Below are 25,773 nucleotides of genomic sequence, written 5' to 3'. Positions count from 1 at the left end.
TTCCGTCTGTTGACACACATTACTTATCGGCGATGAAGGGCGCGGTTCAATTACAGTCCGCTATCTTCATCTACGCTCGTTAACGCAGACACAAATCAATTGCCCGACCGGCAGAAATGGGGGTCTACGGCTCATCTGTCCAATAGTATGTTGGGATGCTATTATTCTGTTTTACAGATTAGTCGGAAGCGCCGAATGGACCTCAAGCAACTCGAACATTTCGTTGCTGCCGCAGAAGAGCAGCACTTCACGCGGGCTGCGCGCAAAATGAATATCGTTCAATCCGGGCTTTCGGCCTCTATCCGGGCGCTCGAGCAGGAAATGGGCGCACCGCTGTTCGTCCGCACTACGCGGCGGGTGGAGCTGACGGTCGCCGGTCAAGTGCTCTACGAGAGGGCTCTTCAGATCATAGCTGGCGTAAGAGACGCGCGTCGCGCGGTCGCGGCTATCAGCGGCTTAGAGCGGGGCTCACTGAGCATCGGGACGTGCGCGAGCCTCAATGCTTTTTTCGATCTTCCGCTCTTGCTCGGAGAGTTCCGCGCGCTGCACCCGGATGTCGAAATTCGCCTCTGCCACAGCACGGCAGCGAAGCTGATGGACAAGGTGAAGGACAGCAGCATCGATTTGGCGTTCTTGCCGCTCTACGAAAAGAGCCGGGAAATCGTGTCCATGCCGATCGCTTCCGATCGTCTGGTCGTTGCCCACCCTTTGGGTCATCCGCTCGAGGGCCGCGAAAGCGTTTCGCTTCACAGCCTCGCGGGCGAGACGTTCGTCGACTTTCAGCCTGATCAAGGAACGCGGCGGATCGTCGACCGGGCATTCGCCGCTATCAACGTCTCGCGCAGGACGGCGCTCGAGGTTGGCGATGTGCAGGTCCTGCTCGATCTCGTCGCGCGGGGCTTCGGCATCGCTCTCGTTCCGTACACGTTCGTCATGGCACGGGCCGCGCTCTCGACGACGCCCAAGATCGGCATCACGTCGCTCCGAAAGCCCGGGATCCGCTGGGAGCTCGTTGCCGCATTCAGCGGACGCGCGGGGTCGGCGCAATCGCGCAATCCGGCCGTCGCGGCTTTCACCAAGGTCTTGGACAGGGTTCGCTCGGAGAAGATACTTTTCTGAGCGTGGCCCGGCGCTGCCAACGACTACACAGAACTCGCGAGATAGACGTAGTAGGCCATCGCGGCGACCATTGCGGGAACCGCTACGATGTGCAGGAAGATCAGGCCCGTTTTCAGCCAGCGGATCGGTTCGACCCTCTTGTTCTCACGCGCAATCGTAATGGCGATGATCACGCTCAACATGAAATAGGTGAACAGGAACATTCGATCCGAGAGCGTCTCGATGTTGGCGTCGATCTTCGGTAGCGCGAGATACAACGCGACAGCCGACAGCAATGCTGTGACCTGTATCGTCACGATCGCCTCGAAGTGATGCGTCGAGATGAATATCGACAAATAGGCGATGATCAGGATGAAGGCCAACGGCACGACGACCCTGAGAAAATAGTCCGTCGTTTCGCGTTTCATCAGCCATGCGAAACTGGCTTTATAGAAGGGAAATACGCTCGGCTCGAGTGTTTGCGCGTCGACTGTGCGAACGAAGTCCACGTCGTATCCAACATACTGGTCCCTCGCGTCCCAGCCATCCACCTTCACCACATGGTCTCGCACCTGCTGCGGCGGCGGCTGAACGATGAACGGCGTGGTGCCGGGCTTCGGCCGCAGATCGATCGAAAAGCGCTGCGTATCGAACGGATAATTTCTGAGATCCGGCGAGTATACGAATTTGCCCGTCACCTGATAGATTTTCATGTGGTCGGGATAGGCGGCGCTTTGGCCGCCGTCGTGAATGGCGCGGACGGTGATCTGACGTTCGTTGGAGCCGGGCTCGAGATAGGCGTTGGCGAATTCGATCTGCTCGATCGAGGCGCCGCTCCGGTCATTCATCGATAAATAGAAGTCTGCGAAGAAGGTCTTTTCGGAGTCGTCGATACGTTCGGCATGGATGAGATCTATGTCGGCGTAAAGCGTATCGATCCGTTGCAAACTCTGATCGCGCAGGTGAAGGAACTGTATCGGTGCAAGCTGTGCGCGGTTGCGGCCGCGTGGGAGCATGACGATCAGCGGTGTCCGGGCTGCGGCGCGCGATGCCGGCTGGAACGACCAATTGTCGAACCGTCCCTTGAATATCCCGCGGCCCGATGCGTAGCCGGTCTTCAGCTGGTTGACGATCAAATTGCGAACATCGGGTATCTCAGCGGTGATTTCCGCCGATCGCGCCGCTTCAGCGATCAGACTGACGACATCGGCGTATTGTGAGCCGACCGACAATGCACGCATGTTGACCGTATCGAGAACGTTGAGGGGAATGTCCTCGTCTCTCGGCTTGCAGGTTGCATCCTTCCAGCCGGGCGCGCTTGCATTTTTCGCGCCCTCGAAGATCCATTGGCTCGGATATGGCGTGCTCATAATAAGCTCGCGCAGTCTCTCGCTGTAGCCGTCGGGAAGCTCGTTCCAGGCGAGCTGATAGACATCGTTCGCGTAGGCATCCGCACCTTGGTTCGTGACTGAATCGACGCGGCCGGTGACGAATAGCGGCGGCGTAAAACCAGCGTCCTGAAACTGCTTCACGACCCCCTTCATGCGGTCGCCGCCGACGGCGACGAAGACAATCCCGACATTTTTCGATTTGAGGTCCGCGACCGCGGCTGCGACTTCACTCGGATCGAGCTTGTCGTTTGTAAGCTGCAGCCGATGATCGGCGACGAGGCCTCCGCTCAGAAACTCTTTAAGGCTGTCACTGAAATTGGTGCTTCCAAGCAAGGACTGGATCCCGATGAAAGCAGGTCGCTCGAAATGCGCAAGTTTCACAAACTCCGCGATCACCGGCATGCGCTCCTCGTCTTCGGATGCGCGAGTGGTGAAGACGTTGGGGTAGTCCTTAATGAGGTCGGTTACCGATATATCGGACATGAACGGAATGCCGCTCGCCTTCAGGTCCTTGCCGTTCGCATCCAGTGCCGCCTTTGCGCGGGTCGCGTTCGATATGCCGATCATCGCAATCGTCTGGGGATCGGCGATGGCAGTCGCTAAATTCTCGATCGTGCTCTGCGGCAGGCGCTGATCGTCGAGAATGTTCACGACGACCTTGCGGCCCGCTATGCCGCCGTCCTGATTGATGCGGTGTTGGGCGAGCGTCGTAAGGCGTTTGATCGCCTTCAATTGGCCGCCGTCGTAGCAGTCGTCATTTCGCGATGTGACGAAGATCTGCATGACGAGTGGAGGCCGCGCTGCTGCTTCCGCTTTATCCATGGCGTGCGCAATTGGCGGAGTGAAGGCGCCGGCAGCAATCAACGACGCGCCGAAAGCGGCAACGGCCTGCGCCACAGACGCCCGACGACGCACGCTCGCGCAAAACTCAGACAAAACTGATCCCACGTTTCCCACCCGCTACTAATTTGAGCATCCGGCACGCCGGACCGTCCAAATTCCCCGTTGCTGTCCTTTGGCGTTCCCGGCCCCGAAGCGCTTATAAAGCGCTTATAAAGGCTTCGCCCAGAGAGGGGTAAGAATTTGGTTTGTGTGGGGCGCATTCAGGGTCGGCCGCCGCAATTGCGGAATTGTCATTGACTTGTCTTTATAGAGGACGCCCAGGATCCGGCTGCGGGGTAAGGGTTATCCGGCTTGCAGGCGGGCAGGGGTTTGCCTAGTTTCAGGCCCGCACATTGGAAGCACTACGGGTCCAGCTCAACAGATGCAGAACAGTTCGGCGTCATGGCGGTCGCTGCTTTGGCCGTGGCGGTCACCAGCTGATCCGGCTGACGTCCGTGAGGCGCGCAAAGCCGTCGCGCACTTGAAGCCGGCAGTCGTCATCACCGGCGGGGCAAGCGGTATCGGACTGGCACTTGCGCAGCGTTTCATCGAGGCCGGGCATGAAACGGCCATCGCCGGGCGGACCCAGTCCAAGCTCGAAGCCGCGGCCGAGCACCTCAAGTCAAGCACCGGTTCATCGGTCACGACGATCATTTGCGATGTCAGTCAGTGCGATGCGCTGGACAAGATAACCGCGGGCCTCAGTGGGGCCGGGCTCTATCTCGACGTGCTCGTCAATAACGCCGGGATGGGTCTAGCCGGACCATTTCTCAGCCATTCGCAGGATGACCTTTCGCGCCTCATCGCCGTCAATATTGAGACCGTGACGCGTCTATCGCGGGCGGTGCTGCCCGACATGCTGGCTCGTCAGCGTGGCGGTGTTTTGAACGTCGCGTCGCTGGGGGCGGACGTCCCCGGGCCGAACCAGGCGGCTTACTATGCAAGCAAATCATATGTCGTTTCACTGACGGAGGCGATTGCCAGCGAATACTCCGGGCAGGGGGTCAGGATTTCTGCTCTTCTGCCGGGGCCGGTCGATACGGCCTTTCACCAGAATATGGGAGCGGAACAATCGCTCTATCGTTGGGTGCTGCCTTCGATGTCGGCCGATAGCGTCGCGCGGAGCGCCTATCGCGGCTTCATGTTCGGCAATCGCGTGATTGTGCCGGGAATATCCAATATTTTCTTCTATGTCGCGCTCAAGATATTGCCACACACGCTCACTGTGCCCCTTGTTTACTGGCTGTTGCGACGGCCAAATATTTAAGCCCCTATTAAGATGGGAGCAGGACATCGCAATAATTGCAGACGTTTGTATTATGGCAACTAATTTGGCGCTAAGTATAAATGGGCTCTAGAATGAGGTTTCGCGTATCTGGAGTTCCCGACGCGGCTGCGCTTAGCGGGTTGAACGGGCTCCTTAGAGCTCGATAGGCCGGTGCGTGGCCGCGCTGCATTCGACGTGACGACGGCGCAGCGTGTAAACGCATTTTGCTACCGTCACGCTGCCCCGATCAAGCCGCTGCCATCGCTTCTGTACTTGCGCCAACGGCCGTGCCGATACTCTCTGCAATGCGCGCGACGAAAGCGCGGGTCTTGTCCACCACCACATGACGCTCCTTGTCGAGCGTGACCATGTGATAGCTGTCTTCCAGTACGACGAGATCGACGGGCGCCGCCAGATTTGCCTGCACGTAAGTGGCATTATTCAAATTTGCGTAGTCGTCCTGGCGCGAATGGACGATGAGCGTGGGCTGACCAATTCGACCAAGAAGCTTTTTTGCGGCGGAGACGAGGCGGCGATGCTCGAGCAGCATAGCGCCGGGCGTGCCGACCGTTCCGAGGTCTGAGCCATCGGACGCCGCGAGTGCGGCTCGAACGAACTCACGCACGCGCGGGCATTTGATGCCGAGAGATGCCGCGTCGGGAAACTCCATCAAGTTCGCCATCCAGCGGGTGCGGACGAGCGAAAAGAACTTCGTGTACCAGGGCATCGCCCAGCCGTTGATCCACAGGGTCGGCGAGAAGAGCGCGACGCCCTGAACCTTGTCGCGGTTGTTGGCTGCGAGATGGAGGCCGATGATGCTGCCGAGGCATAGGCCGCCGACGATCACCGTATCGCAGTCTTTACGGATTTCATTGAGCGCCGCTTCGGCGCTCTCATACCAGTCCTGCCAGGTGGTGTTGACGATGTCCTGACGGGTGCCGCCGTGGCCGGCGAGCGTTGGGCAATGCACCGTGTACCCGGCGCGGGCGAGACCCATGGCGACGAAGCGCATTTCGGCAGGTGTGCCGCAGAGACCGTGGATCAGCAGCACGCCGACTTTTCCGCCCGCGATGCGATACGTCGTATCCTTGGCGGCCGCGGGGGTTAGCGAGGCGGCGGGCGTCAACTTGGTGATTTCAGCGGACATGGGCTCGTCTCCCTTTGGTCTTCGGGACGAGCTTTAGGTTGGGAGTGGACGGCGGTCTGTTCCGCGGGCGACAAGCCGATGAGGCCGAAAGGAAAATCGTGCGCGATGAGTTCCCGCGGGAACAAGGGCGGCGCATCTCCCGGCTTGCCGGCAGCATCGACAAGCGGCAAATCTGATGGCAGAGGAGCAGGTGCGGGGCGGGCGCGGTTGCCCGAGGAAACAGTTAACAACCGTTTTTAAAGTTAAAGCGCTGCCATCGCGCGCGCTGGAGCAAAGTGCGGCATGCTAATGACATCCAAACGACAACAAAAAAGTGGGCTCTGCGCCAGGCCCATCAAGGGAACTGGGAACGCACGTGCACCAACCTGTCATCGCCGCAACTGGGATCTACGTCCCGCCACACAGCATTTCGAACGACGAACTCGTGGCGGCCTTCAACGCCTATGTCCGCGAGTTCAACTCGGTTAACGCGTCGGCCATTGCTGCTGGGGACGTCGCGCAGCTGTTGCCGTCGTCGTCGGAGTTCATCGAGAAGGCATCGGGCATCAAGTCCCGGCACGTCGTGGACAAGGACGGAATACTCGATCCCACGATCATGCGCCCGCATATACCCGAGCGACCAGACGAACAGCATTCGGTCCTTGCGGAGATGGCGGTTCATGCCGCGCGCGACGCAATCGCAAATTGGGGCGGCGATATTCGTGACATCGGCGCCGTCATTTGTGCGGCGTCGAACATGCAGCGCCCTTACCCGGCGATGGCGGTCGAAGTTCAGAACGCGCTCGGGATCAGCGGCTTCGCGTTTGACATGAATGTCGCTTGCTCGTCTGCAACGTTCGGTATCAAGACCGCGACGGACTTCATTCGCGGTGGCTCTCCGAAGGCTGTCCTCGTCGTCAATCCTGAGATCTGCTCGGGCCACCTCAATTTCAGGGATCGCGATAGCCACTTCATCTTCGGCGATGTCGCGACAGCCGTGATCGTGACGGACGCCGCATTAGCCGAGGGCGGGTGGGCTATTCTCGGCACGCGTCTCAAGACGCAGTTTTCGAACAACATCCGCAACAATTTCGGTTTTCTAAACCGCTGCGCGCCGGAAGGAATAGGCGCGCCGGACAAGCTTTTCGTGCAGGAAGGACGGAAGGTTTATCGCGAGGTCGTGCCGATGGTCATCGAGATGATCATCGAACACGCGCGCGATATTGGCGTCGATCACAAAGCACTGAAGCGGCTGTGGCTGCATCAGGCGAACATCAACATGAACGAGATGATTGGCCGAAAGGTTCTGGAGCGCGAGCCGATGCCCGGAGAAAACGTCATCATTCTCGATACCTTCGCCAATACGAGTTCGGCGGGGTCGATCATTGCGTTTCACACCGCGAGCTGCGATCTCGTTCGCGGCGACACCGGGCTCATCTGCTCGTTCGGGGCGGGTTATTCCGCGGGTACCGTTTTCGTCGAGAAGCGGTAGGCTCCGAATACGGCTATCGCAGCGGCCCGGAGCGAAGGCCAGAGCATCAAGCCAAGCTGGCCGCGAGATTGATCGTGAGGGCGAGAATCATCGTGTTGAAGAAGAAAGAGACGATGGCGTGGAGGATCGTCAAACGCCGGATCTCTTTGCTGTTGATGATGACATCCGATGTCTGCGACGCCGCTCCAAACGACGTGGCGAAATAGAAGAAATCCCAATAATCCGGCGTCGGGTCGGCCGGGAACGTCAAGGGATTTATGCCTTTTGCGGCTTGTTCGGAAAATTCGCGGGGCGCGTAGTACTCGTGCGCGTAGTGCAGAGTGAACGACACCTGAGTAACGAGCCATGAAATGACGATCGTTGCGGCGGCGAGGCCAACAAGGAGAGCCTTGCCTTCGTTCGATGCCGCCTTGGCTGCGGAGATCAAACCGAAAATCGCAGCGAAACTCGAAAATATTGCGAGAAGAACAAGCACCAAGATAACGACGCCGCTATCATCCTGGCGTGCTGCTCGGGTGCGGATCTTGTCGGAATGGCATTGGCGCATGACCGTGAATGTCGTCACGAGGTAGATCGCGCCGCTCAGACACCAGGCCATGGCCTCGCGAACGGAAGCGTGAAGCGAAGACGGTAATAGGCTGAGAGCAAGCACGCCGACGGCCGCGGCTAATAAAACCCTCGGCCTAATGATCAGGGAACGGCCGATCGATCGGGGGCTGTACCAATTTGCTCGCTTTCGAGCCGTCCTGATGGGGTCGTTCATGCCGGGATCGCAAACATCTCTGGAAAGGACGCCTAAGCCGCAAGGACGACGCGCGCCCCGGATATGATAGGGATTGATCCGGTTCGTTCAACGTACATTACGCTTAATTGGAGCCGATTCTGTGCGCTCCGGCTAGCGCGCTCGATGTCTAGTCCGAGAAGCCTAGAGCCTCCCGCTGACTATGCCTTAATTCAAAAATCGCCTCTGATTGCCTGGTGAGACCGGCAAAACGGAAGGAGGCCGCGTGATGTCCACCACTAGGCCAGCGACGGCCGTTGGTTGCGCTCCGCTGGCGTCCGCTGGGCTGTCCACGCGCCCGCTGATCGCGTTAATCGAAGATGACTATCGCTCGTCAATGGCTTTGAGCATGCTGATCGATGACTGGGGGTATTCCTGCATAGCCGCCCGCTCGTGCCTCGAAGCGGTCCAGACTTTGGGGCATCGGCTCAGCAATGTTTCCGCAATCATTACGGACATCGAGATCGAGGGCGAGATGCGGGGCGTCAATGATGCGCTCGCGCTTGCCGCGATGATCGGACATCCGGTGCCAACGATCATCACGACGGGTCATTCCGACATTGTTTGGGTCACATCGCCATTCCCGGTCGTCGGGAAGCCGTTCGATCCCGACATTCTGCATCGATGGCTGCTTCACAACCTCGGGCCCACACTGCAGTAAAAAGTAGGCCCCCATTATTCTTGTTTCGAGCTTAGCTCCGCGTTGCGAGTTCGGTGCGGTTGCGGGCTCCAAAATGCGAAAAGAGAGCCGCAAGGTGGATTTTCACCGTGCCTTCGGCGATGTCGAGTTCGCGTGCGATCTCTTTATTCGAAAGGCCCCGGCGGACACAATCCAGGACGTCGCGTTGTCGCGGTGAAATGGCTTTGTTGGTGGCTCCACCGCCGGGGTCCCGTTTCGCGGCAAGTGTATCGGAACTCGCGAGCTTTGCTGCGTGTTCGGCGTTGCCCGACGTCATGAAACGCGGCACGAAAACGCGGCCATCCAGTATGTCTTTCAGCGCGCCGACGATCTCGTCATCCGCCATCGATTTTGGTACATATCCGTTGAGGCCCATGGCAACGGCCTTGACGACATCGTTGCGTTCTTCCGATCCCGAGACGATCGCAACGCGAATGCTGGGATAGGCCTCTTTCACCACGCGCAGGCCCTCGGGCCCCGATATCCCCGGCATCGCCAGATCGAACAGTGCGAGCTCTACGTTTGGTGTTTCTGCAAGGCGATCGAGCGCAGTGTCGAAGGACGATGCTTCGATGACAGAACGAAACCCCATTCGATCACGGAGCAAAAAGCTGAAGCCGGACCTGTAAAGTCCGTGGTCGTCGGCCACGAGAACGGTATCGCGTTGGATCACCGGCATCGCTTTTTCTATGCTGGCTTTTTCTAAATTAGCTGGCACTTGCATTTGCTCCGTACTCGGCATTGAAACCATTCAGCGAAACCTTATGAGCGTTGAGAATTGCACTCAGCGTGGCAGCGATAAGCTCGGGATCTGCGGGCTTTGTGAGCCATGGTCTCCCTGATTTTGCCAGGATCGCCAGGGTAGCAGAATCAGTGGCGCCGGAAAGGATCACGGTGGGAATATCCGTGTTCGTCCTAGCTGCCATGCGTTTGATGAATTCCAGACCCGTTTCCGATCCTCTCAGATCGAAATCGAGTACGGCCGCATCGATCGCTAACCCCTTGCCGAGGCCCTTCTCGGCTTCGGCCGCCGTTTGGTAGCCAAAGGCGAGATTGCCGCGATCTTCGAGATCGCGCGTCAGAGCTGCAACGATGAGCGGATCGTCGTCGAGGACGAGTATTCTCATTCCGTAGATGGCCGTTTCGGACTTGGGCGACGGCTCGGGCCGGCGCGCGACTTCGAGGACGCGGCTCTTCGGCAATACAATCGTAAATCGCGAGCCGCGTCCGCGCCGCGAGGCGACGAGAATTTTCATGCCGAGCAGCTCGGCGTACCGGCGCGCGATCGAAAGGCCGAGACCAAGTCCGTCGTTGACGCCATAGGCGCGCTGATCGGCACGTGAAAATTCTTCGAATATTTTTTCGCGCCGTTCGATGGGAAAGCCGGGACCGGTGTCGAAAACGTCGATCACGCGTTCGCCGTCACGTTCGCGCGCGGCAAGTATGACGCCGCCATACTTCGTGAATTTCAAGGCGTTCGAGACGAGGTTGCGGATAATGGTTTCGAGCAAGGCGGCATCCGTCTCGATGATCCAGTCGCGCGAGCGGCTGAGAAACCTCAATCCGTTCTGCTCGGCTTCGACTTTCGAGCCAACCGATATCCGCTCGATGATCTCGCTGACCGACACAGAGGTTTTCGCCGGGTCAATCAGCCTAGCGTCAAGGCGCGAAATGTTGAGAAGCGCATCGAACATTCCCTTCAATCCGCGCAAACCTTCCTCCATCTGAGCAACGAGCGTCGTCGCTTCGTTGCCGCTGACACGGCGCGCAAGTGCACGCGCGAATAATGTCAGCGCGTGCAGAGGCTGCCGGAGATCATGGCTGGCCGCCGCGAGAAAGCGGGATTTGGCTTCGGTCGCAAGTTCCGCTTCGGCCTTTGCGCGCTCGAGGCCGATGTTTTGCTCTGCAAGTCGCTGCGTTCGTTCCTGCACCTGAGTTTCAAGCGATTGGTTGGCGGCCGCAAGGGAAGCTCTTTGGGCGTCGAGTTCTTTGACGAGGGATCTGAGGGATTTCGACAGGACGCGTGCTTCGTCGTAGCCGCCGACCTGCGGAAACTCGAGCTTCTGCCCGCGCCGCAGGCCTTCAGCCGTATCGGCAAGCTGCAGCAACGGTTGCGAGAGCTTGCCTGCGAGTATCCAAGCCAAAAGAGCGGCAAGCGCCGCAACGATGCCGCCACATATCAGAATCGTTGTCTGCAAGCTTCGCACGGGTGCGAACGCGAGTTTCTGATCCTCCCGCACGAGAACGATCCAGTGCAAGCCGGGATAAGACCGGTAGCCATCGCTTTTGGAAAATCCTGTCACGTACGACGTATTGTCCGGCCACTGTTCGACGGCAAAGCCGGCTTCGCCTGGACGCGCGGCTCTGATACTCGGTAGATCCAACGTCTTTCCGGTTATGTTGTCAGGACCAAAAAGGACCCGCCTTGTTTCGTCGAGCACAATAACGTCGGCGGGCATTGCATCTTTCATGCTGCCGAGAAGCGTGTCGCGAACTTCTTCCGCCCAATCGGCGCTCAACGTTGCGCCAAGGACACCGAACGTCGACTCCTCGTCCGAGATCGGGACCGCGAGATCGATAAAATCGGATGTCGTGTGACCGTCGCGCGGGGGCGGACTGCGGTCGGACCGGGCCGGGAGTTTGACGTCGCCCACATACGGTTCGTGTAGGCCCTTCTTGAACCAGACCTGATCGCCGACGTTTTGTCCTTCGTATTCGCCGCGAGTCGAGCTCAGGATTTTGCCGTTGCGGTCGGCGAACCCTATCCAGGAATAGTCGGAGTATGCGCTTTGAAATCTTTCGAGAGAGGCGCGCAACGCGTCTGGCGTGTCGGTCTTTTGCAAGATCTTGCCGATAGCGGCCATGTTGTCGAGGGATTGGAGGCGCTCGAACATGGCGCGGTCGAGCTTGTCTTGCATTTCATCCGCCAGCAACGCCAGCGATTGACCGATCTGGTGTTCAAGCCGGCTCACAGCATCGCGCCCGATCACGTAGGACACGGAGACCGTCAACAAAAGTGAAACTAGGGAGATCGCCGCTGCAATCAGAACTTTCAACGAAACGCGCCGCATCGGATCTCTATCTTCTTTCCGCTAGCCGGGGTTAGCCTCGAACCTAATCAAGGCGAATATCAAGCGGGATTTCGACGCCCCCCGGGGGGTGCGGAACACCGCAGCCCTCGCCGCAAAGACGGTTTCTTGGCAATAGACCATCCGGCCTAGCAAATGTTCATTGACCTAGACTGCCGGGCTGAGTGGTGCCGGCAATTCATCCGGGGCAAACATGATTTGCCAAGCGGATCCATAGCCCTATCGGTATTGGTCTCTCACGTTAGGCGGATCCGCTTTTTCGCGAGCGAGCGCCGTCCCTCACCCCCCACCCAAAGCGCCGCTTTCGATAGCAGGGGCCCGGCTTATCCCCCAAGCCGGGCCCCATTATTTTGGCCGCTTCGTCACTCCTTAATTCGTCGTAAGCTGGCACTGCCGCGACGTTCGGCGCCGGTCGCTCAAGGTGCTCTTCAGGATTTCGATTTCGATGTTCACGGTCTGGGCCGTCGACGCGCAGACATCCGCGGCAAGTTCTCGCAACGGATAAGAGACGCGCTTTGATGGAATCGAAAAGCCGCCCACCGAAACGGCTTTTTGCGGAAAGCTTCGATCCGATTAATGCAAAATAAGTCTAAAAGCGGGTAGGGCCGTCATCGGCAACGTGGGGAATAAAAAAATGCATCGGCGAACCGTGCTTCAAGGTGGAATGACGCTCATTGCGGCCGCGATGACAGGCGCCGGCGAAGCAGCCGCTCGCCAGACGGCCGTCCTGCCTGATGATGATGTTTTCATGAAGCTCGCGATCGAGGAGGCCGCGAAAGCGGAGTTTCCTTTCGGCGCGGTCATCGTCAAAAATGGGGAGGTCATGGCGCGTGGGCACAACCGGACGCGCGCCGATAGAGATCCGACCGCACACGGCGAGATGGTGGCGATACGGGCTTTCCTCGCGGCTCACGGCCCGGATGCGCTCGAGGGGAATACAACACTCTACACCTCGGGTGAGCCCTGCTGCATGTGCATGGGCGCGATCCTGTGGTGTGGCATCGGACGGCTCGTTTACGCCGCGTCGGTCGAACAACTTTCGACGAAGATAGGTCAGATCATGCTGTCGGCCGAGGACGTGGCGTCCAAGGCACCGTTCGTTTCCATCGACATAGCCGGACCCGTGCTCGGCGAGGATGCGATGAAGTTATTCAAGTAGAGCCGGTTGCTAAGACAGACGCTTGCCAAGTTTGCGGTCGGCGACGGTCGCGCCGAACAACGTCATCGTTACGAACTCGCGGGTTGCCCGCAGAAGCCGCCTTCGGACGTTCTTGCTTTTTGCTTTTGTCCGGGCGCTATCGTGGACGATTGCGGAATTCGCCGGGGCCTTCGACCACTCTAGACCGCGATGCGTGCCGGGAAGCGCCTGAAGGGATGTGCCGACCGTTTTGGCGATAGCAACCATCAGCAGAATCTCGTCGTTGTTCACTTCGGCCCGCTGGCAAAGCTCCGACCAATTATCCAGAAGCCTGGTTGCCCCGGTTGTCGGGCTCCATACCGTCACTCTGGACGTCGGATAAAGCCGCGCCGCGCGCTCTCGTATTTCATTGAACGCCAAGCCGACGTCGGCGCTGATCGCGAGCCCCGACGCTATGGGTTCCTTGATGCTACAATCGACATCCATGCTGACAATTGTCTTTGCGGGGTATTCGGCCCTCGCGCGCTTTATGTAGACGGGCTTGAGCAAGGTCGCTGCGTGCCACTCCGCAGCCGTTGTCGCGTAGAGGTGGTGGGGAATATCGAACTTCGACAAATCCTCGGCGAGACGCGAAGCCAACGGCCGATAGTCCGGCGTGAAAAATCCGATCACAACGTAGCTGTCATTCGTCCCGCCGATGATGTCGGTCATGACCTGCCCCCGCCTTTGAATTCCCCGATGCGTGCCAGCCTAAGCAACGCGGCGCATGCGCGAACGGCATATCGGCCGCGGCTGTGCACCGCAATTCGCCTTATGGCCTATTCCATCGGCTGGTTGCCGATCCTGAAAAATCGGGTCTCGGGACCGATCTGCACGATTTTTCTACTCGGTGGCGTCAATCGCCGCGGCGCTGCAGGCGCCTCTCCCGACGATGTGTTTCTCGACAATGCGTTCGCACCCTGCCTGTCGCGGCGGCGACTTTGGGCGTCGAGTCAAATTTGCCAATGCATTTTTACAATTTGTTTCGCGCGTTCCGCGCCTCTTCTCCAATCACGGACCGGTCGTGGGACGATGATGCAGTCGGGATTACCGGGGCACTGGGTAAGTGCCGGTGCGACGGATCCCATCGCTGAAGAGGTGTGCTGTGGGCGATATAACGACTGTGAGCTTGCTGGTCGTCCTCGGCATCGGCACGGCCGTCGGAGCTTTCGCCGGCATGGTGTTCGGTAACGCGATGGACCCCAACGCGCTGCTTGCGGTGCTTTCTGGCCTGTCGGGTACGGTGGTCGCGGTGGTGTCGCGTAATGCGCTAGTCGAATTGGGCTTCGGCGTCGGCGAGTTCGAGCAGGCGTTGCCAATGCCGGTCTTTATCTTCGCCGTCATTGCCTCGATCATCGGAAGTCTCGCGGGCTTTGAAGTTGCTGCGCTCTCGAGCGCCCTTTTGCCGGTCTACATTGGCGCACTCGCGGGTTTGCTTTCGTCAATTCTGACGGCGCTCCTGGTTATCTCCTATCATATGCCGGGACAAAAATAGGGCCGCGCTGAAGCGGCCCTAAAGTTGCTCGGGACCTTAAATTACTGCAGCGGATACAGCAAAACCGTATCCCAGAAATCGCACTTGTACGTAGCTCGGTAGCTCGAGCGGCCGTTCGTCGAGAGAGGAATATCCTGAACGAGGTAGTTCGCGTTGCCGCCGGCGTATTTCGGCCAGGGCGAGTTCCCCGAACCGTTCGGATTTCCCGTTGCGGCGAAGTTGGTCCACGCGGCAACCAGCTGATCGGAAAGTTTGCTTTCCGTCTGATTGAGATCGCGAGGCGCTCCCGTCGTTTGGTCGAGGTTCACGCCGAGCTGACCGCCATGCCAGTTGTTGAAGAGGAACTGGATGTCGATCGTATGCGCCGCGTTCGGTTTGAAGCCCGGCATTTTCGGGAAGTAGTAGGGCGCGTCGGAGTAGGTGAAGTCATAGCCGTATGTCGGTATCTGTGGCGCCCAAAGATTCAGGACGTGATCGGCCTGACATTTCTGCGCGTCCGTCGTCACCCTATTGTAGGCTTTCATCGGATCGTTGCCGTAGGCCGACAACGGATACTGATTGAGCACGGCCGTCGCAGTTCCTGCCGGGTAGGCCGGTGGCGCGCCGCCAGGGCCAGCGTTGCCGGAGTATGTTCTGGTCACCGCGGCAGTGAATTGATCCGCAGTCATCGGTACCTGAGGCGGTCCGGAGAAGTACTCGGTAATGCTGATACCGAAATTGCCTTCATCGCGAACGCGGCCGCCCATGGTCGGCATCTTGTTGTACTTTCCGGTGGTCCACGCCTTCTCAGGCGCAATCGGAATGACAGTGCCGTCAACGAACGGACCCGTGATGTAAGGCCCGTTGGCGTTCGGCGTGCCTTGGAGCTGCAGAATTCTCGCGGCAGTCAGATCTCGGAGACAGGAAGCTGCCGGCTTGCCCGAGGTCGTGGGGCATCCCGCCGCGACAGCAAAGTTCTGCCCGTTGGTTTGGGCCGTCGTCGCCGCCGGGAGATTCGGCAGAGGTCCGCTCTCATAAATCGCCCGGTTGAAGAGATTGGTGGCCAAAGGCGAGAGGACGTTCGCGCCGGTGTCTGTTGCGCCGGCCGATTGTCCGCCAACAGCCACTTTATTCGGATCGCCTCCGAACGCCGCAATATTGCGTTGAACCCAGCGAAGCACGGCTTGAATATCCATGATGCCGTAGTTGCCCCACAGATGGCCTTCGCTGTTCAGTGCCGGATGCGAGAGATAACCGAACAGTCCCATGCGGTAATTCAGAGTGACGACAACGGTTTCTTTTCCATCCGGGCCGCCTTGGGCGAGTTTCGTCCCGTCGTAGTCATTCGATTCACCGTCGACGTTGCCGCCGCCGTGGATCCAGACGATGACGCCTTTCTTTTTATTGCTGTTACCGGTCGTGAAGACGTTCAGATAGAGACAGTCTTCGGTGATGCTCGTCGGACCCGCAAATGCTCCGAGTTCGGTGACTTGCGGGCAGGTGTTGGCGAACTGCGTCGCGTCGAGCGTGCCCTTCCATTTATTCGCCGGCTGCGGCGGCTGCCAACGAAGCTTTCCGACGGGCGGCGCAGCGTATGGGATGCCCAAGAAGACGTTGACGCCATTCTTCGAGTATCCTTGCACTTTACCATCTGTGACAGAGACGGTGGGTCCGCCGTGTCGGCTATCCGAATCGTCGTCGTGTGCGAATGCCGGCGTGCATGCGATACCTGCAGCGGCTAGCGAAAGCACAAAGGCGCTTCTGCTCCATGCGCTGCGGTATCGCTGACTATAAGATCTACTCATATCTCTGCTCCTTGGCGTTTTTTTAATTCTCCGAGTGTGTTCGTTCGCGCTCGCCGACAGAATTTTGCGGGAGCAGGAGCAGCGAAGCGCGCTTTCAAAAGCATTGCTCGGTGCGAGGTGTACCGAATCTCTTCGAGAGCGCACTGGCCCAAAAAAATTGTGAGATGCGTCGTTCGCTTTTTTTGGAGCGGCTCTGGGGGCGTGCACACTGCGTGCACTCATTGACGAGAACGGTACGCTCTCAGCGTAGCCGCGTTTTTCATTTCATCGGAAAACAGATCCACCCGCATGCGGGCACATGATCCCGCGCCGACACCTGAGTGCCGGCGCCGCGCTATTAGCTGCGATCAACAACAGAAAATTTTTTGTATGGGAGTAATTGCCTTGATCAAGTCTTCCGATTTTCGGGGGCGCCGGCCCCATTCGTCGTCTCTCTCCATAATTGCGCGAGGAGTTTGCGTGGCGTCCTTCGCGGCAGTGGCGTTTGCCGGAGCCGCACTGGCGGACAATGATGGACCAACGGTTAGCACCGGCGATGGAAACGTTCGCGGGTTCAGCAAGAACGGCGTCAGTATTTTCCTCGGCATTCCCTACGCCGCGCCGCCGGTCGGAAAGCTTCGGTGGCAGCCGCCGCAATCCGTCAACAAATGGAAGGGCTCACTCGACGCGACGCAATTCGCCAATCCGTGTCCGCAGGTGACTGAGCTCGGTGCCTTCGCCGGTCCGTCCAGCACGACCGAGGATTGCCTCTATTTGAATGTCTTCTCGACGGGGAGCAGTCACAACGGAAAGAAGAAGCCGGTCATCGTGTGGATCCACGGTGGCGGCAACATCGACGGGGAGACCGTCGATTACGACGCAAGCAAACTTGCGCAAGGTGGGCCTGACGGCGTCGCGTCGGTCGTCGTGACGATCAATTATCGCTTAGGCGTGTTCGGTTTCTTCTCGCATCCTGCCGTCAATGGCGAAGGCCATCTCTGGGGCAATTACGGCGCTCTCGATCAGCAAGCTGCGCTTCGTTGGGTTCAACGCAACATCGCCTCGTTTGGCGGCGATCCAAACCGGGTCGCGCTCGGTGGCCAGTCCGCCGGTGCGGTCGACACGGGAGTAAACCAAGTGTCGCCCTTGGCCCGCGGGCTCTTCAACAGAGCTATCTATCAAAGCTCGCCAGGCTTCTTCGCGACGCTTCCATCTGCGAGCGACGCGCTGACCAAGGGGAAGAATTTCGGCACCGCGGCAGGATGCTCGGGGTCGAACGCGGCTGCTGCAAATTGTCTGCGCGGATTGACTGCCGCTCGTATTCTGCAGCTTCAGGGTACGCCGAATGCCGACGGACAATATACGTCGGGTCCTTTTGTCGACGGAACGATCATTCCTTTGACGCCGCAACAGGCATTCTCGAGCGGCAAGTTCAACAAGATGCCGATCATGGGTGGCGCGGTGAAGGACGAGTTGACGTTCATAACCGGCATCACGGAATACTTCTCGGGGCCGCCGCAAGCTCCGATGACAGCGGCGCAATATGCGGCGGCCGTCACCGGTCCTGCTGCGGCACAGTATCCGCTCTCGGCGTACGGCGGCGATCCGATGCTTGCTTACGAACGGTACTTGACCGATCCGAACAAGTGTCGCGAGCTTCACGTCGTACAGCTATGGGCGCCTCAGGTGCCGACTTATGCCTACGATTTCACGTATCAGAATGCCCCGTATTACTTTCCCAAAATGCCCGGTTTCAAACCGCTCGCCGCACATACGATCGATATTCAATTCGTCTTCAATAACTGGCACGGCGGGAATTTGGGCGTGAACCTCGACCAGAATTCAGGTCAGCCGCGCGAGATCAATCAGCAGGAGACAGTCTTGTCCGACCAGATCGTTGCGGCTTGGACAAACTTTGCAGATACCGGCAATCCCAACGGCTCCGGAAATTCGCCGTGGCCGAAATTCGACGGCGGAAGCGGCGCCAAATATTTCGTCCAGGACATACCGCTTTCGACGACGTCGATTGCGAATTTCAGAGCCGCCTACAAGTGCGATTTCTGGGATCCGCAGTTGAGCTATTGATACAGCATGCCGATGCAGTGGCCGGGGGCACTGCCATTGCATCGGCTTTTCGATGCGCTTCCTTGCGTCACTGACCGGTGAATTCGGGAACGCGTATGTTATGATGGTGGGCGAAGCTTTCTGATCTAGTCCCCCACAGGGAAATCGGCTCTGGGCATGCAGTGTGAAAACTTGGACAGTCTTTCGGAACACCGGTTGGTCAGCCCATCAGCGGAGCGCAACAAGGGCCCGGTCGCGGACCTGCTCACGCGGCTCTTGCCAGATCATGGTCTCATCCTCGAGGTGAGCAGCGGCACGGGGCAGCACATCGTGCATTTCGCCCGGCAGATGCCGTATCTGCATTGGCAGCCGACCGAACGCGACGAGGAAAGTCTCAAATCCATCGCGGGTTGGCGGGCGGCAGAAGCGTTGCCGAACGTAGGTGAACCGCTCCGCCTTGATGTAATCGATCAGCCTTGGCCAATCGGCTCTGCCTCGGCTGTCATATGCCTCAACATGATCCATATTGCGCCTTGGGCGGCGGCGGAAGCTTTTATCCGCGGCGCAGAAACGATCACAGTTCCGGGAGGGATCTTATTTCTTTACGGGCCTTTTCGCAGAAACGGCCGGCACACGGCGCCGAGCAATGAAGCATTCGATCGAGAGCTGCGGGCGAAAAATCCGGAGTGGGGTGTACGCGATCTGGAAAGCGTTGCGCGTTTGGCCGAGCTGCACGGTTTCAAGGGGCCTGAGGTACACGACATGCCGGCGAACAATCTGTCGGTTGTGTTTCGCAGGCGCCAGACCGGCTAAATCTACGACGGCTGAGCTTCAAATCTCGCGTCTTCGATGGTGACCAGACCAGCACTCACAGCAAGCCAGACGAGATGCGCATCGTTTTGCGCTCCGATCTTGCCTTTGATCGCGTAGTGATGGTTACGCACTGTTTTCGTGCTGAGATTGAGCATCTCCGCGATGGCTTCGCTCGTGAGGCCGGTGGCTAGAAGCCGAAGAATTTCGGTTTCGCGAGGGCCAAGCTGGTCGATGACGCGCTCCGGTCCCGCAAGTCGGTCTGCTGCAATAGCGCGAGAAATATCTTCGCTCAGGAAGCGGCCACCGGCTGCGACCGCCTTCACGGCCTTCACCAATTCTCCCGGCGCGCTGCTTTTCGTTACGTAACCGGATGCGCCGGCTTCGAATGCCTTGAGTGCGAAGGCGACGCCCAAGTGCATCGTGAAGACCAGGATCTTGGCGTCTTTGTCCCACTGCCGAATATGGCGCACGCCTTCGAGTCCGCTCGCGCCCGGCAGGGTGAGGTCCATGACGACGACGTTCGGCCGGTGTTCCTTGTAGGCGCGATACGCTTGCTCGGCATCATCGGCCTCCGCGCAAACGTGAAGCCCGTCCTGACGTTCGAGCAGCCGATGGTAACCTTCGCGGACGATCGGGTGATCGTCCACGAGAAGGATCGTGACCGCACTCATGCGGCCGCCTCACCGAAGGCCAGCCCGCTGGGAACTCCGAGCACCGGAATGATGGCTGCTACGCGAATGCCCTTTGTCGCTTTGGCGATGGACAGACTGCCGCCGAGCGCGGCTATGCGCTCCCGCATCCCGAGAATTCCGTGACCGTTGCCACGGCTGATGTTGCTCGCATCGCCGCCGCCGTCGTCCTCCACGGTCAGGCTGATCGTGTCGCGTGCGACGCCGACATGCTCTACCCTTAAGCGCACCTCCGTCGGCGAACCGTGCTTCATTGCATTGGTCAGGCACTCTTGAGCGACGCGGTAAATGTCGATGGCGACCTGCTTCGGCAACGAAGTCATCTTGCCGATGACGTTCAAGCGGACGACCGCGCGGGAGGCAGACTGCGTGTTGTGGTCCGACACAAGTTGGCGAAGGCTGGCTTCAAGGCCGATCTCATCAATGTTCTGGGAGCGCAGACGCACGAGCGCCCCGCGAAGATTTTCCATCATGCGCCGCTGGGCGCGGGTGATCGCGCGCGCGTCTTCGACGAGATCCTGGCGGTCGGCGGGGGCTCCCGCTTCGATGCTGGCCGCGAGGGCTGCCGTTGCCGTCAAGCACTGGCCGAATTCGTCGTGGAGGTCACGCGCAAGCGCGCGGCGCTCCTCTTCCTGGACTTGAAACAGCTTGGTCGTCAGCGCTGTTCGCGCCGCATTGGTGCGCTCAAGTTCCTCGGACAGGTCGTTGACGGCACGGGCGATCAGATTGAATTCAGCGGTACGGAACCGCGGCAGCCGCCACGCGAGGTCGCCTTGCTGCAATTTTCGCAATCCCTCGATGATGGTCCGCGCCGGGATCAGTGCATGGCCGATCATCAGCGTCGTGAGCACGGCTATCGCTGCCGCCATCGCAATAGCGACGCCAACGACGATCGAGACTTGATGCCAGGCGAGGCGCAACTCGCCATCCCGCTGAGCGGCGGAAACGACGTAGCCGGCATCTTTATCCCGGACTGAAAGATAGCGTTTTTCCGGTGTCTGCTGGCCGAAGAGAAAATCATAGGTCGCTCCGAACCACGCGGGTGCGGGTGCGCCCAGGGCTTCGATTTGACTGCAGAGTTCTCGAGGATCGACGCCGGGCGGCTTGAATGTCACGCAAATACCGGGGGAAACGACGCTCGCGGTCGCCAGCGTTTCCCAGTCGGGCATGGGGAGCAGCGAGTCTCGGCTCATGCCATCGCGCCACACGAGCTTTTGCCAGTAAAGGCCTTCGAGACGCTGGCTAACGCGATCTGCGGTTGCGGCCGTTTCGTTCTCGATCGAGCGATGGGCATCGACCATGACCCAGCCAATCGCGCCCGCAAGGCACAACAGCACAACGGCCAAAAGGCGACCTACGAGGCGGACCATCAAATGCACGGCTTGGCTCCATCTTTTGCGCCGGATGATTTGGGACCGACAACGGACCCTTTGGCAATAGCCTAACCCATGGTCGGGCATTTTGCCTAACGTCTCGCGGGGCCTGTGCCCTTCTCCAAAATGGCGTGTTGCCTTCAGTTCTCGACCCGAACGGGGCTTTAACCGGCGTGGGAAATGTGAACTTGGAATATCGTGGGGAATTTCGAAAGCTTCTCAGGGGCGACCCTCGGAATGAGACGCCGGCATTGCTGCGCCGCACGCCGCTGCTGCACTGGATGATCTTCACCGGCGTGACCCTTTTCGCGGCGGTTCTGCTCTGGCACTTCGGCCTGATCCAGCAGATGGTCGTCAGCGACCGCACGCATATTTCGTCGTTGATTGCGGTGCTCTATATCGGGGCCTCGCTGCATTGCCTCTGGCGGACGATCATCATCTCCCGTGAAGACGACGCGGCGCGTCGGGCAGGACAACTGGTGGCGGCAGACAGCCGCCTTCTCGCTTTTCACGAGAGCGCCGCGGGCGTCGCCGGCGAACTCCCGAAGGGCCTCGTCACGTCGCATATTCGCAATCTGGCGACGAAGGCCGGTTTGCAGGGAGGCGGGCGCCTCGATCAAACGCTTCTTCTGCGTGGCCTCGCGGGACAGTTGCGGGGATCCAACCACTTCGGCTCGTTCGCGAGCGACACGTTGATGAAGCTTGGGCTGCTCGGAACGATTGTCGGCTTCATCATGATGCTGGCGCCCATCGCCGGACTGGATGCCGAAAATCGCGCGGCGCTCAGGTCATCCATGACGCTCATGGGCGACGGCATGGCGGTCGCCATGTACACGACGCTTGCGGGCCTCGTCGGGTCGATCCTGATCAAAATACAGTATTACATGCTCGATGATGCCACGAGCCGGCTCTTCAATCACGCTGTCGGTATGACCGAGGTTCATGTCGTCTCGGCCCTCGAACGGCAGACGGCGGGAAGCAAATGATCGACGAGTTTGATCTCGCTTCGCGCGACGAGCCGTTCGATCCGTTTGGCGTCATGCTGTTCAAGGCGCTACAGGTCGTCGCCTTTCTGTTCTTCATCACGCTGCTGATGGTGGCGCCGGACGCGAAGAGCGGCAAGGTCGATACGAAGGCTGAATTTCTCATCACCATTTCGTGGCCGGATAACCATCCCGACGATATCGATCTCTTCGTGCAAGACCCGCTCGGGCATATCGCTTTTTATCGCCGGCGCGAGGCGGGGTTCCTGGTGCTCGATCGCGACGACCGCGGTGGCGCGAATGACTTCATCCTTGTCGGGGACACCAAGGTCAATTCACCGATCCGGCAGGAAATCGTCAGCATTCGCGGCATCGTTCCGGGCGAATACACGGTGAATGTCTACCATTTCACGGCGACCTCCGGAAAACCGGTGCCGGTATCGGTGAAGGTCGAGAGGCTCAATCCCACCGTGCAGGTCGTGCATTACGACACGATTGAGCTCAACAGCAGCGGCGAAGAGAAAACGGCTGTTCGCTTCACGATGGATAAAGAGGGCCAAGTTACCGGTGTCAACCGCGAGCAGAAGTCGTTGTTACGCGAGCTCGCCTCTTTCAACGGCTCGGTTTGGACCGGCATGGGCATGGACAAAGGCGACGGCAAATGAGCCTGCAAAGCGAAATTCTCGGACTTGCGCTTGCGTATGCGGCGCTCGGCGTCCTGCTGTTGATCGCGCTCACGCGAAGCAATCTCGGAGTGAAGGCCAAGACAGGCGCGATCATCGCGACCAGCGTGCTCTATGTTGTCGTCTTCTTCAGGCTGCAAGGGCTTCTCGGTTGGTCTGCCTACGAAGGCTTGCCACCGCGATTTGAACTGTTGTGGGCGCGGGTCGTCGAAAGCAATGTCGTCAACAACGAGCCCGGCGCCATCCATTTATGGGTCGAGGAACTGGACGAAAAAAATCGGCCGAGCCAGGTGCCGCGCGCGTTCGTACTCCCCTATTCGGCGGCACTCGCGCAAAAAGTCGAAGCAGCCAAGAACGAGCTCAAGCTCGATCACCATCTGTGGGGAAAGCCCAAAGATTTCGGTTCGGGCGGCGGACAAGACAATCCCGGAGGCGCGGCTGTTCGCACGGGTGGCGGCATCGGAGGAGATCCATCGGGTGGGGGACTTCTCGATACCACGTTTCTCGCCGGCGGCGCGCCTGCCATCGAATTCGCGCCTTTACCTCCGCCCACGTTGCCGCCCAAAGACGATCCGTGATGCTCGTGGTGCGGTAGCTTCGGCTTTCGCGATCAAGAAGTGCGCATAAAAATAAAAATGAGGGAGTGCTCGCGGTGTCCGACGACGGCAAGACCAATCCCAACAGAAATCCCAACAGGCACGCGCCATGGATCCTAGGATGGTTCATTCTCGATGCGGTCGTCGCGCTCGCTCCACCGATCTACTGGGCTGTTGACGGCAACAGAACCGCGATTCTCGGATTGCCGGCTGTCGTGATCTACTTCATTGCCGTAGCCGTCTTCATAACGGCGAGCATCGTCGCGGCTTATCTGGCCGAAGCCCGCTCAGGGGAGGCCGGTTGATGCTCATCACATTTGGCGCCATCGCAATATTCTTCGCGATCATCATCGTCGTTCTGCAGCTCAGCGGCATCAAGGATCGCGATTTCACGGACTACGCGGTGGGTGGGCGCTCTTTCGGCGCGCGCTATCAGGCGATGTCGTTCCTCAACACCTGGTATCCCGGTGCGATGTTCACGGCGTTTGGCGGCATGGCCGCGGGCGCCGGCGTGATCTCGTTCTATGTTCTTTCCTACAGCCTGCTCACCGTCGTTCTCATGTACTTGATGGCGAAGCCCGTATGGATTTGGGGGAAGACGTTCAATCTTCGTACGCAGCCCGATCTTCTGGCGTTGCGTTTCGGCTCGCGTCATATACGGACGATTGCGGCCGTCGTCGGCATCATTTCCGGCGTTCCGTGGCTCGTTCTCGGCATGCAGGCGCTCGGTACGCTTTTCCAGCATATGTCGCTCGGCACGCTGTCGTTTGCTGAATCCGTCATGCTTGGCGTGGCGGTCATCGCGCTCCGGCAAGTGTGGACGGTGCGTATGGGCATGCGCGGCGTCGTCATCTCCGATATGGCGCAGGGCATTGTCGCCTACATCATCGGTAGCGCGGTGCTGATCGGCCTTATCGTGTGGATGGTGCTCGCACGCGGCATCACGTTCGACGCTCTCGATCAGAAGATGTTCGCCATACCTTCCATCGGTTCGACGGAAGGCCCGCTTTACCTCTTCAGCCTGATCCTGACGGGCGCGATCGGCGGATGGTGCTGGCCTTACATTTTCGTCCGACTCTTCACCGCCGATGGCGTGGAAAGCCTGAAAAAATCCGCAGCACTCGCTGTTCCGCTGTCGCTCGTCTTCGGTGTGGCGCTGCTGATATTCGGAATGCTGGGGTCGCAAATTCCGGGCGTCTCAGCGCATCCCAATGATGTGTGGTTCATCGTCAGCCAGGAAGCCGGAGGGCTTTGGCTCCTGGGACTGGCGGGCGTGATCGTGCTCGCTGCCTCGATGGGGCACACGGACGGCAACATTCAAGCGACGGGGGCGCAGATTGCCAACGATCTCGTCGGCAACTACTGGCAGCTCGGCGAGCGTCAGCTGATCGTCATCGCCAAACTCGGCATGCTCGCATTGACGGTCCTGTCGTCGTGGCTCGCTTGTCTGGAGTTGCCCGCGCTTTTCTCTCTTGCTGTCCTTGCCTATCAGGGCATCATCCAACTTGCCGTTCCGCAGTTCCTCGGCATCTTTTGGAAACGGGGTAACAAGTACGGCGCGATCGCCGGAATGGTCGCGGGGTTCATTGTTGCGGTCGTTCTAGAACTTGCGCATCCGGGTTATTTGCCTTGGGCCTACGGACTGACCTCGGGTGCCGTCGCGCTGGTCGTCAACCTGACGATATACATCGCAATGGCCTACCTGCTTCCCCAATCTCAGGCCGAACGGCAGCGCGTCGAAGAGCTGTTCGGTTTGATCGAAGGGAAGCGTTCGGAAGCGTCGCTTTCGAAAGGCGTGCGAGAGCCGGCATAACGTTTAGAGTTTTCCTGCTTTAGGGCTCGGAGCTTAGCCATGGTCTTTCGAATTCATTCGATATGCGTCAACTGAGATGGGCCCTGGGCCGCCTAAGGCGAGCGCCGCTAAGCAGGCAAGATATAAAAGATCGCACTCGATTCCCGGCTGACCGAACTGCGCTCCTGTTGGCGTTATTGCCTGAAGCTTGATCGAGCTGAAGCCATACTGCCAGTGCACGCTGAACATGGCGACGATTAGAATGATCGCCATCGGTATGCTCGCTACGCTGACGAACGCTCCGGCCAGGATCATCGCTCCGCCCAAGATTTCGATGGCAATCGTCGCCAACGACATGATGTAGGGAAGCGGCACGCCGAGCGCATTCAGGATATCCGCGAAGTGTTCCGGCCCGCGCCCCAATTTGGCAAGACCGTGCGCCATGAAACCATAGCCGACGATGAAACGCAGCGGTACCGGTGCCCAGTTCGCGAGGGCGTTCCTAGGAATATTGATCAAGGTGAGTTCGCTCATCGCCGC

The 25,773-nt window shown here is 59.1% G+C and carries 23 protein-coding genes; 13 read left to right on the top strand and 10 right to left on the bottom strand.

Going from position 1 to position 25,773, the window contains the following annotated elements:
- The first annotated feature begins 195 nt into the window (after positions 1-195).
- On the top strand, positions 196-1,119 hold the full coding sequence (locus AC1DK3_RS14685) for a LysR family transcriptional regulator (protein ID WP_477193003.1): 924 nt from the start codon (positions 196-198) through the stop codon (positions 1,117-1,119).
- 23 nt (positions 1,120-1,142) lie between these two features.
- Here AC1DK3_RS14685 and AC1DK3_RS14680 read toward each other — a convergent pair whose 3' ends face one another.
- A complete protein-coding gene (locus AC1DK3_RS14680) occupies positions 1,143-3,386 on the bottom strand; it encodes an ABC transporter substrate-binding protein (RefSeq protein ID WP_477193002.1) in 2,244 nt (747 codons plus the stop codon).
- Between the two features lie 367 nt (positions 3,387-3,753).
- Here AC1DK3_RS14680 and AC1DK3_RS14675 point away from each other — a divergent pair, with 367 nt between their 5' ends.
- Entirely contained in the window at positions 3,754-4,638 is an 885-nt protein-coding gene (locus AC1DK3_RS14675) for an SDR family NAD(P)-dependent oxidoreductase (protein ID WP_477193001.1), read from the top strand.
- A gap of 247 nt (positions 4,639-4,885) precedes the next feature.
- Here AC1DK3_RS14675 and AC1DK3_RS14670 read toward each other — a convergent pair whose 3' ends face one another.
- Positions 4,886-5,785, bottom strand: coding sequence for an alpha/beta hydrolase (locus AC1DK3_RS14670; protein WP_477193000.1), 900 nt, complete (start codon positions 5,783-5,785; stop codon positions 4,886-4,888).
- 355 nt (positions 5,786-6,140) lie between these two features.
- Between AC1DK3_RS14670 and AC1DK3_RS14665 the strand changes: the two genes are divergently transcribed.
- Complete coding sequence (locus AC1DK3_RS14665) at positions 6,141-7,256, top strand: beta-ketoacyl-ACP synthase III (RefSeq protein ID WP_477192999.1); 1,116 nt, start codon at positions 6,141-6,143, stop codon at positions 7,254-7,256.
- 46 nt (positions 7,257-7,302) lie between these two features.
- Here the strand turns inward: AC1DK3_RS14665 and AC1DK3_RS14660 are convergent, their stop codons facing one another.
- Positions 7,303-7,854, bottom strand: a complete 552-nt coding sequence (locus AC1DK3_RS14660; RefSeq protein WP_477192998.1) for a DUF1345 domain-containing protein — start codon at positions 7,852-7,854, stop codon at positions 7,303-7,305.
- 412 nt (positions 7,855-8,266) lie between these two features.
- Between AC1DK3_RS14660 and AC1DK3_RS14655 the strand changes: the two genes are divergently transcribed.
- Positions 8,267-8,698, top strand: a complete 432-nt coding sequence (locus AC1DK3_RS14655; RefSeq protein ID WP_477192997.1) for a response regulator — start codon at positions 8,267-8,269, stop codon at positions 8,696-8,698.
- Positions 8,699-8,729: 31 nt separating this feature from the next.
- Here AC1DK3_RS14655 and AC1DK3_RS14650 read toward each other — a convergent pair whose 3' ends face one another.
- Complete coding sequence (locus AC1DK3_RS14650) at positions 8,730-9,434, bottom strand: response regulator (RefSeq protein WP_477192996.1); 705 nt, start codon at positions 9,432-9,434, stop codon at positions 8,730-8,732.
- Positions 9,424-11,787 (bottom strand): sensor histidine kinase, encoded by a 2,364-nt coding sequence (locus AC1DK3_RS14645; RefSeq protein WP_477192995.1) that lies wholly within the window; start codon positions 11,785-11,787, stop codon positions 9,424-9,426. Before AC1DK3_RS14645 ends, AC1DK3_RS14650 begins: the two co-directional genes overlap by 11 nt.
- A gap of 652 nt (positions 11,788-12,439) precedes the next feature.
- Between AC1DK3_RS14645 and AC1DK3_RS14640 the strand changes: the two genes are divergently transcribed.
- Positions 12,440-12,964 (top strand): nucleoside deaminase, encoded by a 525-nt coding sequence (locus tag AC1DK3_RS14640; RefSeq protein WP_477192994.1) that lies wholly within the window; start codon positions 12,440-12,442, stop codon positions 12,962-12,964.
- Between the two features lie 9 nt (positions 12,965-12,973).
- Here the strand turns inward: AC1DK3_RS14640 and AC1DK3_RS14635 are convergent, their stop codons facing one another.
- Entirely contained in the window at positions 12,974-13,654 is a 681-nt protein-coding gene (locus AC1DK3_RS14635; RefSeq protein ID WP_477192993.1) for a hypothetical protein, read from the bottom strand.
- 433 nt (positions 13,655-14,087) lie between these two features.
- On the opposite strand from AC1DK3_RS14635, the gene AC1DK3_RS14630 reads away from it, so the two are divergent.
- A complete protein-coding gene (locus AC1DK3_RS14630; protein ID WP_477192992.1) occupies positions 14,088-14,477 on the top strand; it encodes a hypothetical protein in 390 nt (129 codons plus the stop codon).
- 41 nt (positions 14,478-14,518) lie between these two features.
- Here the strand turns inward: AC1DK3_RS14630 and AC1DK3_RS14625 are convergent, their stop codons facing one another.
- Complete coding sequence (locus AC1DK3_RS14625; protein ID WP_477192991.1) at positions 14,519-16,261, bottom strand: carboxylesterase/lipase family protein; 1,743 nt, start codon at positions 16,259-16,261, stop codon at positions 14,519-14,521.
- Positions 16,262-16,630: 369 nt separating this feature from the next.
- Here AC1DK3_RS14625 and AC1DK3_RS14620 point away from each other — a divergent pair, with 369 nt between their 5' ends.
- Together AC1DK3_RS14620 and AC1DK3_RS14615 are read left to right on the top strand one after the other, a co-directional pair.
- Positions 16,631-18,325, top strand: coding sequence for a carboxylesterase/lipase family protein (locus AC1DK3_RS14620; protein ID WP_477192990.1), 1,695 nt, complete (start codon positions 16,631-16,633; stop codon positions 18,323-18,325).
- Positions 18,326-18,520: 195 nt separating this feature from the next.
- Positions 18,521-19,117, top strand: coding sequence for a DUF938 domain-containing protein (locus AC1DK3_RS14615; RefSeq protein WP_477192989.1), 597 nt, complete (start codon positions 18,521-18,523; stop codon positions 19,115-19,117).
- 2 nt (positions 19,118-19,119) lie between these two features.
- Here the strand turns inward: AC1DK3_RS14615 and AC1DK3_RS14610 are convergent, their stop codons facing one another.
- Together AC1DK3_RS14610 and AC1DK3_RS14605 are read right to left on the bottom strand one after the other, a co-directional pair.
- Complete coding sequence (locus AC1DK3_RS14610; protein ID WP_477192988.1) at positions 19,120-19,788, bottom strand: response regulator; 669 nt, start codon at positions 19,786-19,788, stop codon at positions 19,120-19,122.
- Entirely contained in the window at positions 19,785-21,176 is a 1,392-nt protein-coding gene (locus AC1DK3_RS14605; RefSeq protein WP_477193415.1) for a HAMP domain-containing sensor histidine kinase, read from the bottom strand. Before AC1DK3_RS14605 ends, AC1DK3_RS14610 begins: the two co-directional genes overlap by 4 nt.
- Before the next feature lie 254 nt (positions 21,177-21,430).
- On the opposite strand from AC1DK3_RS14605, the gene AC1DK3_RS14600 reads away from it, so the two are divergent.
- The 5 genes from AC1DK3_RS14600 (at position 21,431) to AC1DK3_RS14580 (ending at position 25,254) form a co-directional block, all read left to right on the top strand.
- On the top strand, positions 21,431-22,165 hold the full coding sequence (locus AC1DK3_RS14600; protein ID WP_477193414.1) for a MotA/TolQ/ExbB proton channel family protein: 735 nt from the start codon (positions 21,431-21,433) through the stop codon (positions 22,163-22,165).
- Positions 22,162-22,827 carry a hypothetical protein gene (locus tag AC1DK3_RS14595; RefSeq protein WP_477192987.1) on the top strand — a complete coding sequence of 222 codons (666 nt, stop codon included), beginning with the start codon at positions 22,162-22,164 and terminating at the stop codon, positions 22,825-22,827. Before AC1DK3_RS14600 ends, AC1DK3_RS14595 begins: the two co-directional genes overlap by 4 nt.
- A complete protein-coding gene (locus tag AC1DK3_RS14590) occupies positions 22,824-23,423 on the top strand; it encodes a hypothetical protein (RefSeq protein WP_477192986.1) in 600 nt (199 codons plus the stop codon). The genes AC1DK3_RS14595 and AC1DK3_RS14590 overlap by 4 nt, the downstream gene beginning before the upstream one ends.
- A gap of 74 nt (positions 23,424-23,497) precedes the next feature.
- Entirely contained in the window at positions 23,498-23,746 is a 249-nt protein-coding gene (locus AC1DK3_RS14585; RefSeq protein ID WP_477192985.1) for a hypothetical protein, read from the top strand.
- On the top strand, positions 23,746-25,254 hold the full coding sequence (locus AC1DK3_RS14580; protein ID WP_477192984.1) for a sodium:solute symporter family protein: 1,509 nt from the start codon (positions 23,746-23,748) through the stop codon (positions 25,252-25,254). The genes AC1DK3_RS14585 and AC1DK3_RS14580 overlap by 1 nt, the downstream gene beginning before the upstream one ends.
- A 33-nt stretch (positions 25,255-25,287) precedes the next feature.
- Here AC1DK3_RS14580 and AC1DK3_RS14575 read toward each other — a convergent pair whose 3' ends face one another.
- Positions 25,288-25,767 (bottom strand): DoxX family protein, encoded by a 480-nt coding sequence (locus AC1DK3_RS14575; RefSeq protein WP_477192983.1) that lies wholly within the window; start codon positions 25,765-25,767, stop codon positions 25,288-25,290.
- Positions 25,768-25,773: the final 6 nt, after the last annotated feature.

The organism is Hyphomicrobium sp. 01T421 (assembly GCF_056398805.1).
The sequence above is the reverse complement of the archived record's forward strand: the minus strand, read 5'-3'. Positions and strand labels throughout refer to the sequence as shown.

Bases quoted from the DNA above. Each gene is read 5' to 3' on its own strand.
- AC1DK3_RS14685 (WP_477193003.1), top strand. From the start codon at position 196: ATGGACCTCAAGCAACTCGAACATTTCGTTGCTGCCGCAGAAGAGCAG.
- AC1DK3_RS14675 (WP_477193001.1), top strand. From the start codon at position 3,754: ATGCAGAACAGTTCGGCGTCATGGCGGTCGCTGCTTTGGCCGTGGCGG.
- AC1DK3_RS14670 (WP_477193000.1), bottom strand. From the start codon at position 5,785: ATGTCCGCTGAAATCACCAAGTTGACGCCCGCCGCCTCGCTAACCCCC.
- AC1DK3_RS14660 (WP_477192998.1), bottom strand. From the start codon at position 7,854: ATGGCCTGGTGTCTGAGCGGCGCGATCTACCTCGTGACGACATTCACG.
- AC1DK3_RS14655 (WP_477192997.1), top strand. From the start codon at position 8,267: ATGTCCACCACTAGGCCAGCGACGGCCGTTGGTTGCGCTCCGCTGGCG.
- AC1DK3_RS14645 (WP_477192995.1), bottom strand. From the start codon at position 11,787: ATGCGGCGCGTTTCGTTGAAAGTTCTGATTGCAGCGGCGATCTCCCTA.
- AC1DK3_RS14640 (WP_477192994.1), top strand. From the start codon at position 12,440: ATGCATCGGCGAACCGTGCTTCAAGGTGGAATGACGCTCATTGCGGCC.
- AC1DK3_RS14635 (WP_477192993.1), bottom strand. From the start codon at position 13,654: ATGACCGACATCATCGGCGGGACGAATGACAGCTACGTTGTGATCGGA.
- AC1DK3_RS14625 (WP_477192991.1), bottom strand. From the start codon at position 16,261: ATGAGTAGATCTTATAGTCAGCGATACCGCAGCGCATGGAGCAGAAGC.
- AC1DK3_RS14620 (WP_477192990.1), top strand. From the start codon at position 16,631: ATGGGAGTAATTGCCTTGATCAAGTCTTCCGATTTTCGGGGGCGCCGG.
- AC1DK3_RS14610 (WP_477192988.1), bottom strand. From the start codon at position 19,788: ATGAGTGCGGTCACGATCCTTCTCGTGGACGATCACCCGATCGTCCGC.
- AC1DK3_RS14605 (WP_477193415.1), bottom strand. From the start codon at position 21,176: ATGGTCCGCCTCGTAGGTCGCCTTTTGGCCGTTGTGCTGTTGTGCCTT.
- AC1DK3_RS14595 (WP_477192987.1), top strand. From the start codon at position 22,162: ATGATCGACGAGTTTGATCTCGCTTCGCGCGACGAGCCGTTCGATCCG.
- AC1DK3_RS14590 (WP_477192986.1), top strand. From the start codon at position 22,824: ATGAGCCTGCAAAGCGAAATTCTCGGACTTGCGCTTGCGTATGCGGCG.
- AC1DK3_RS14580 (WP_477192984.1), top strand. From the start codon at position 23,746: ATGCTCATCACATTTGGCGCCATCGCAATATTCTTCGCGATCATCATC.
- AC1DK3_RS14575 (WP_477192983.1), bottom strand. From the start codon at position 25,767: ATGAGCGAACTCACCTTGATCAATATTCCTAGGAACGCCCTCGCGAAC.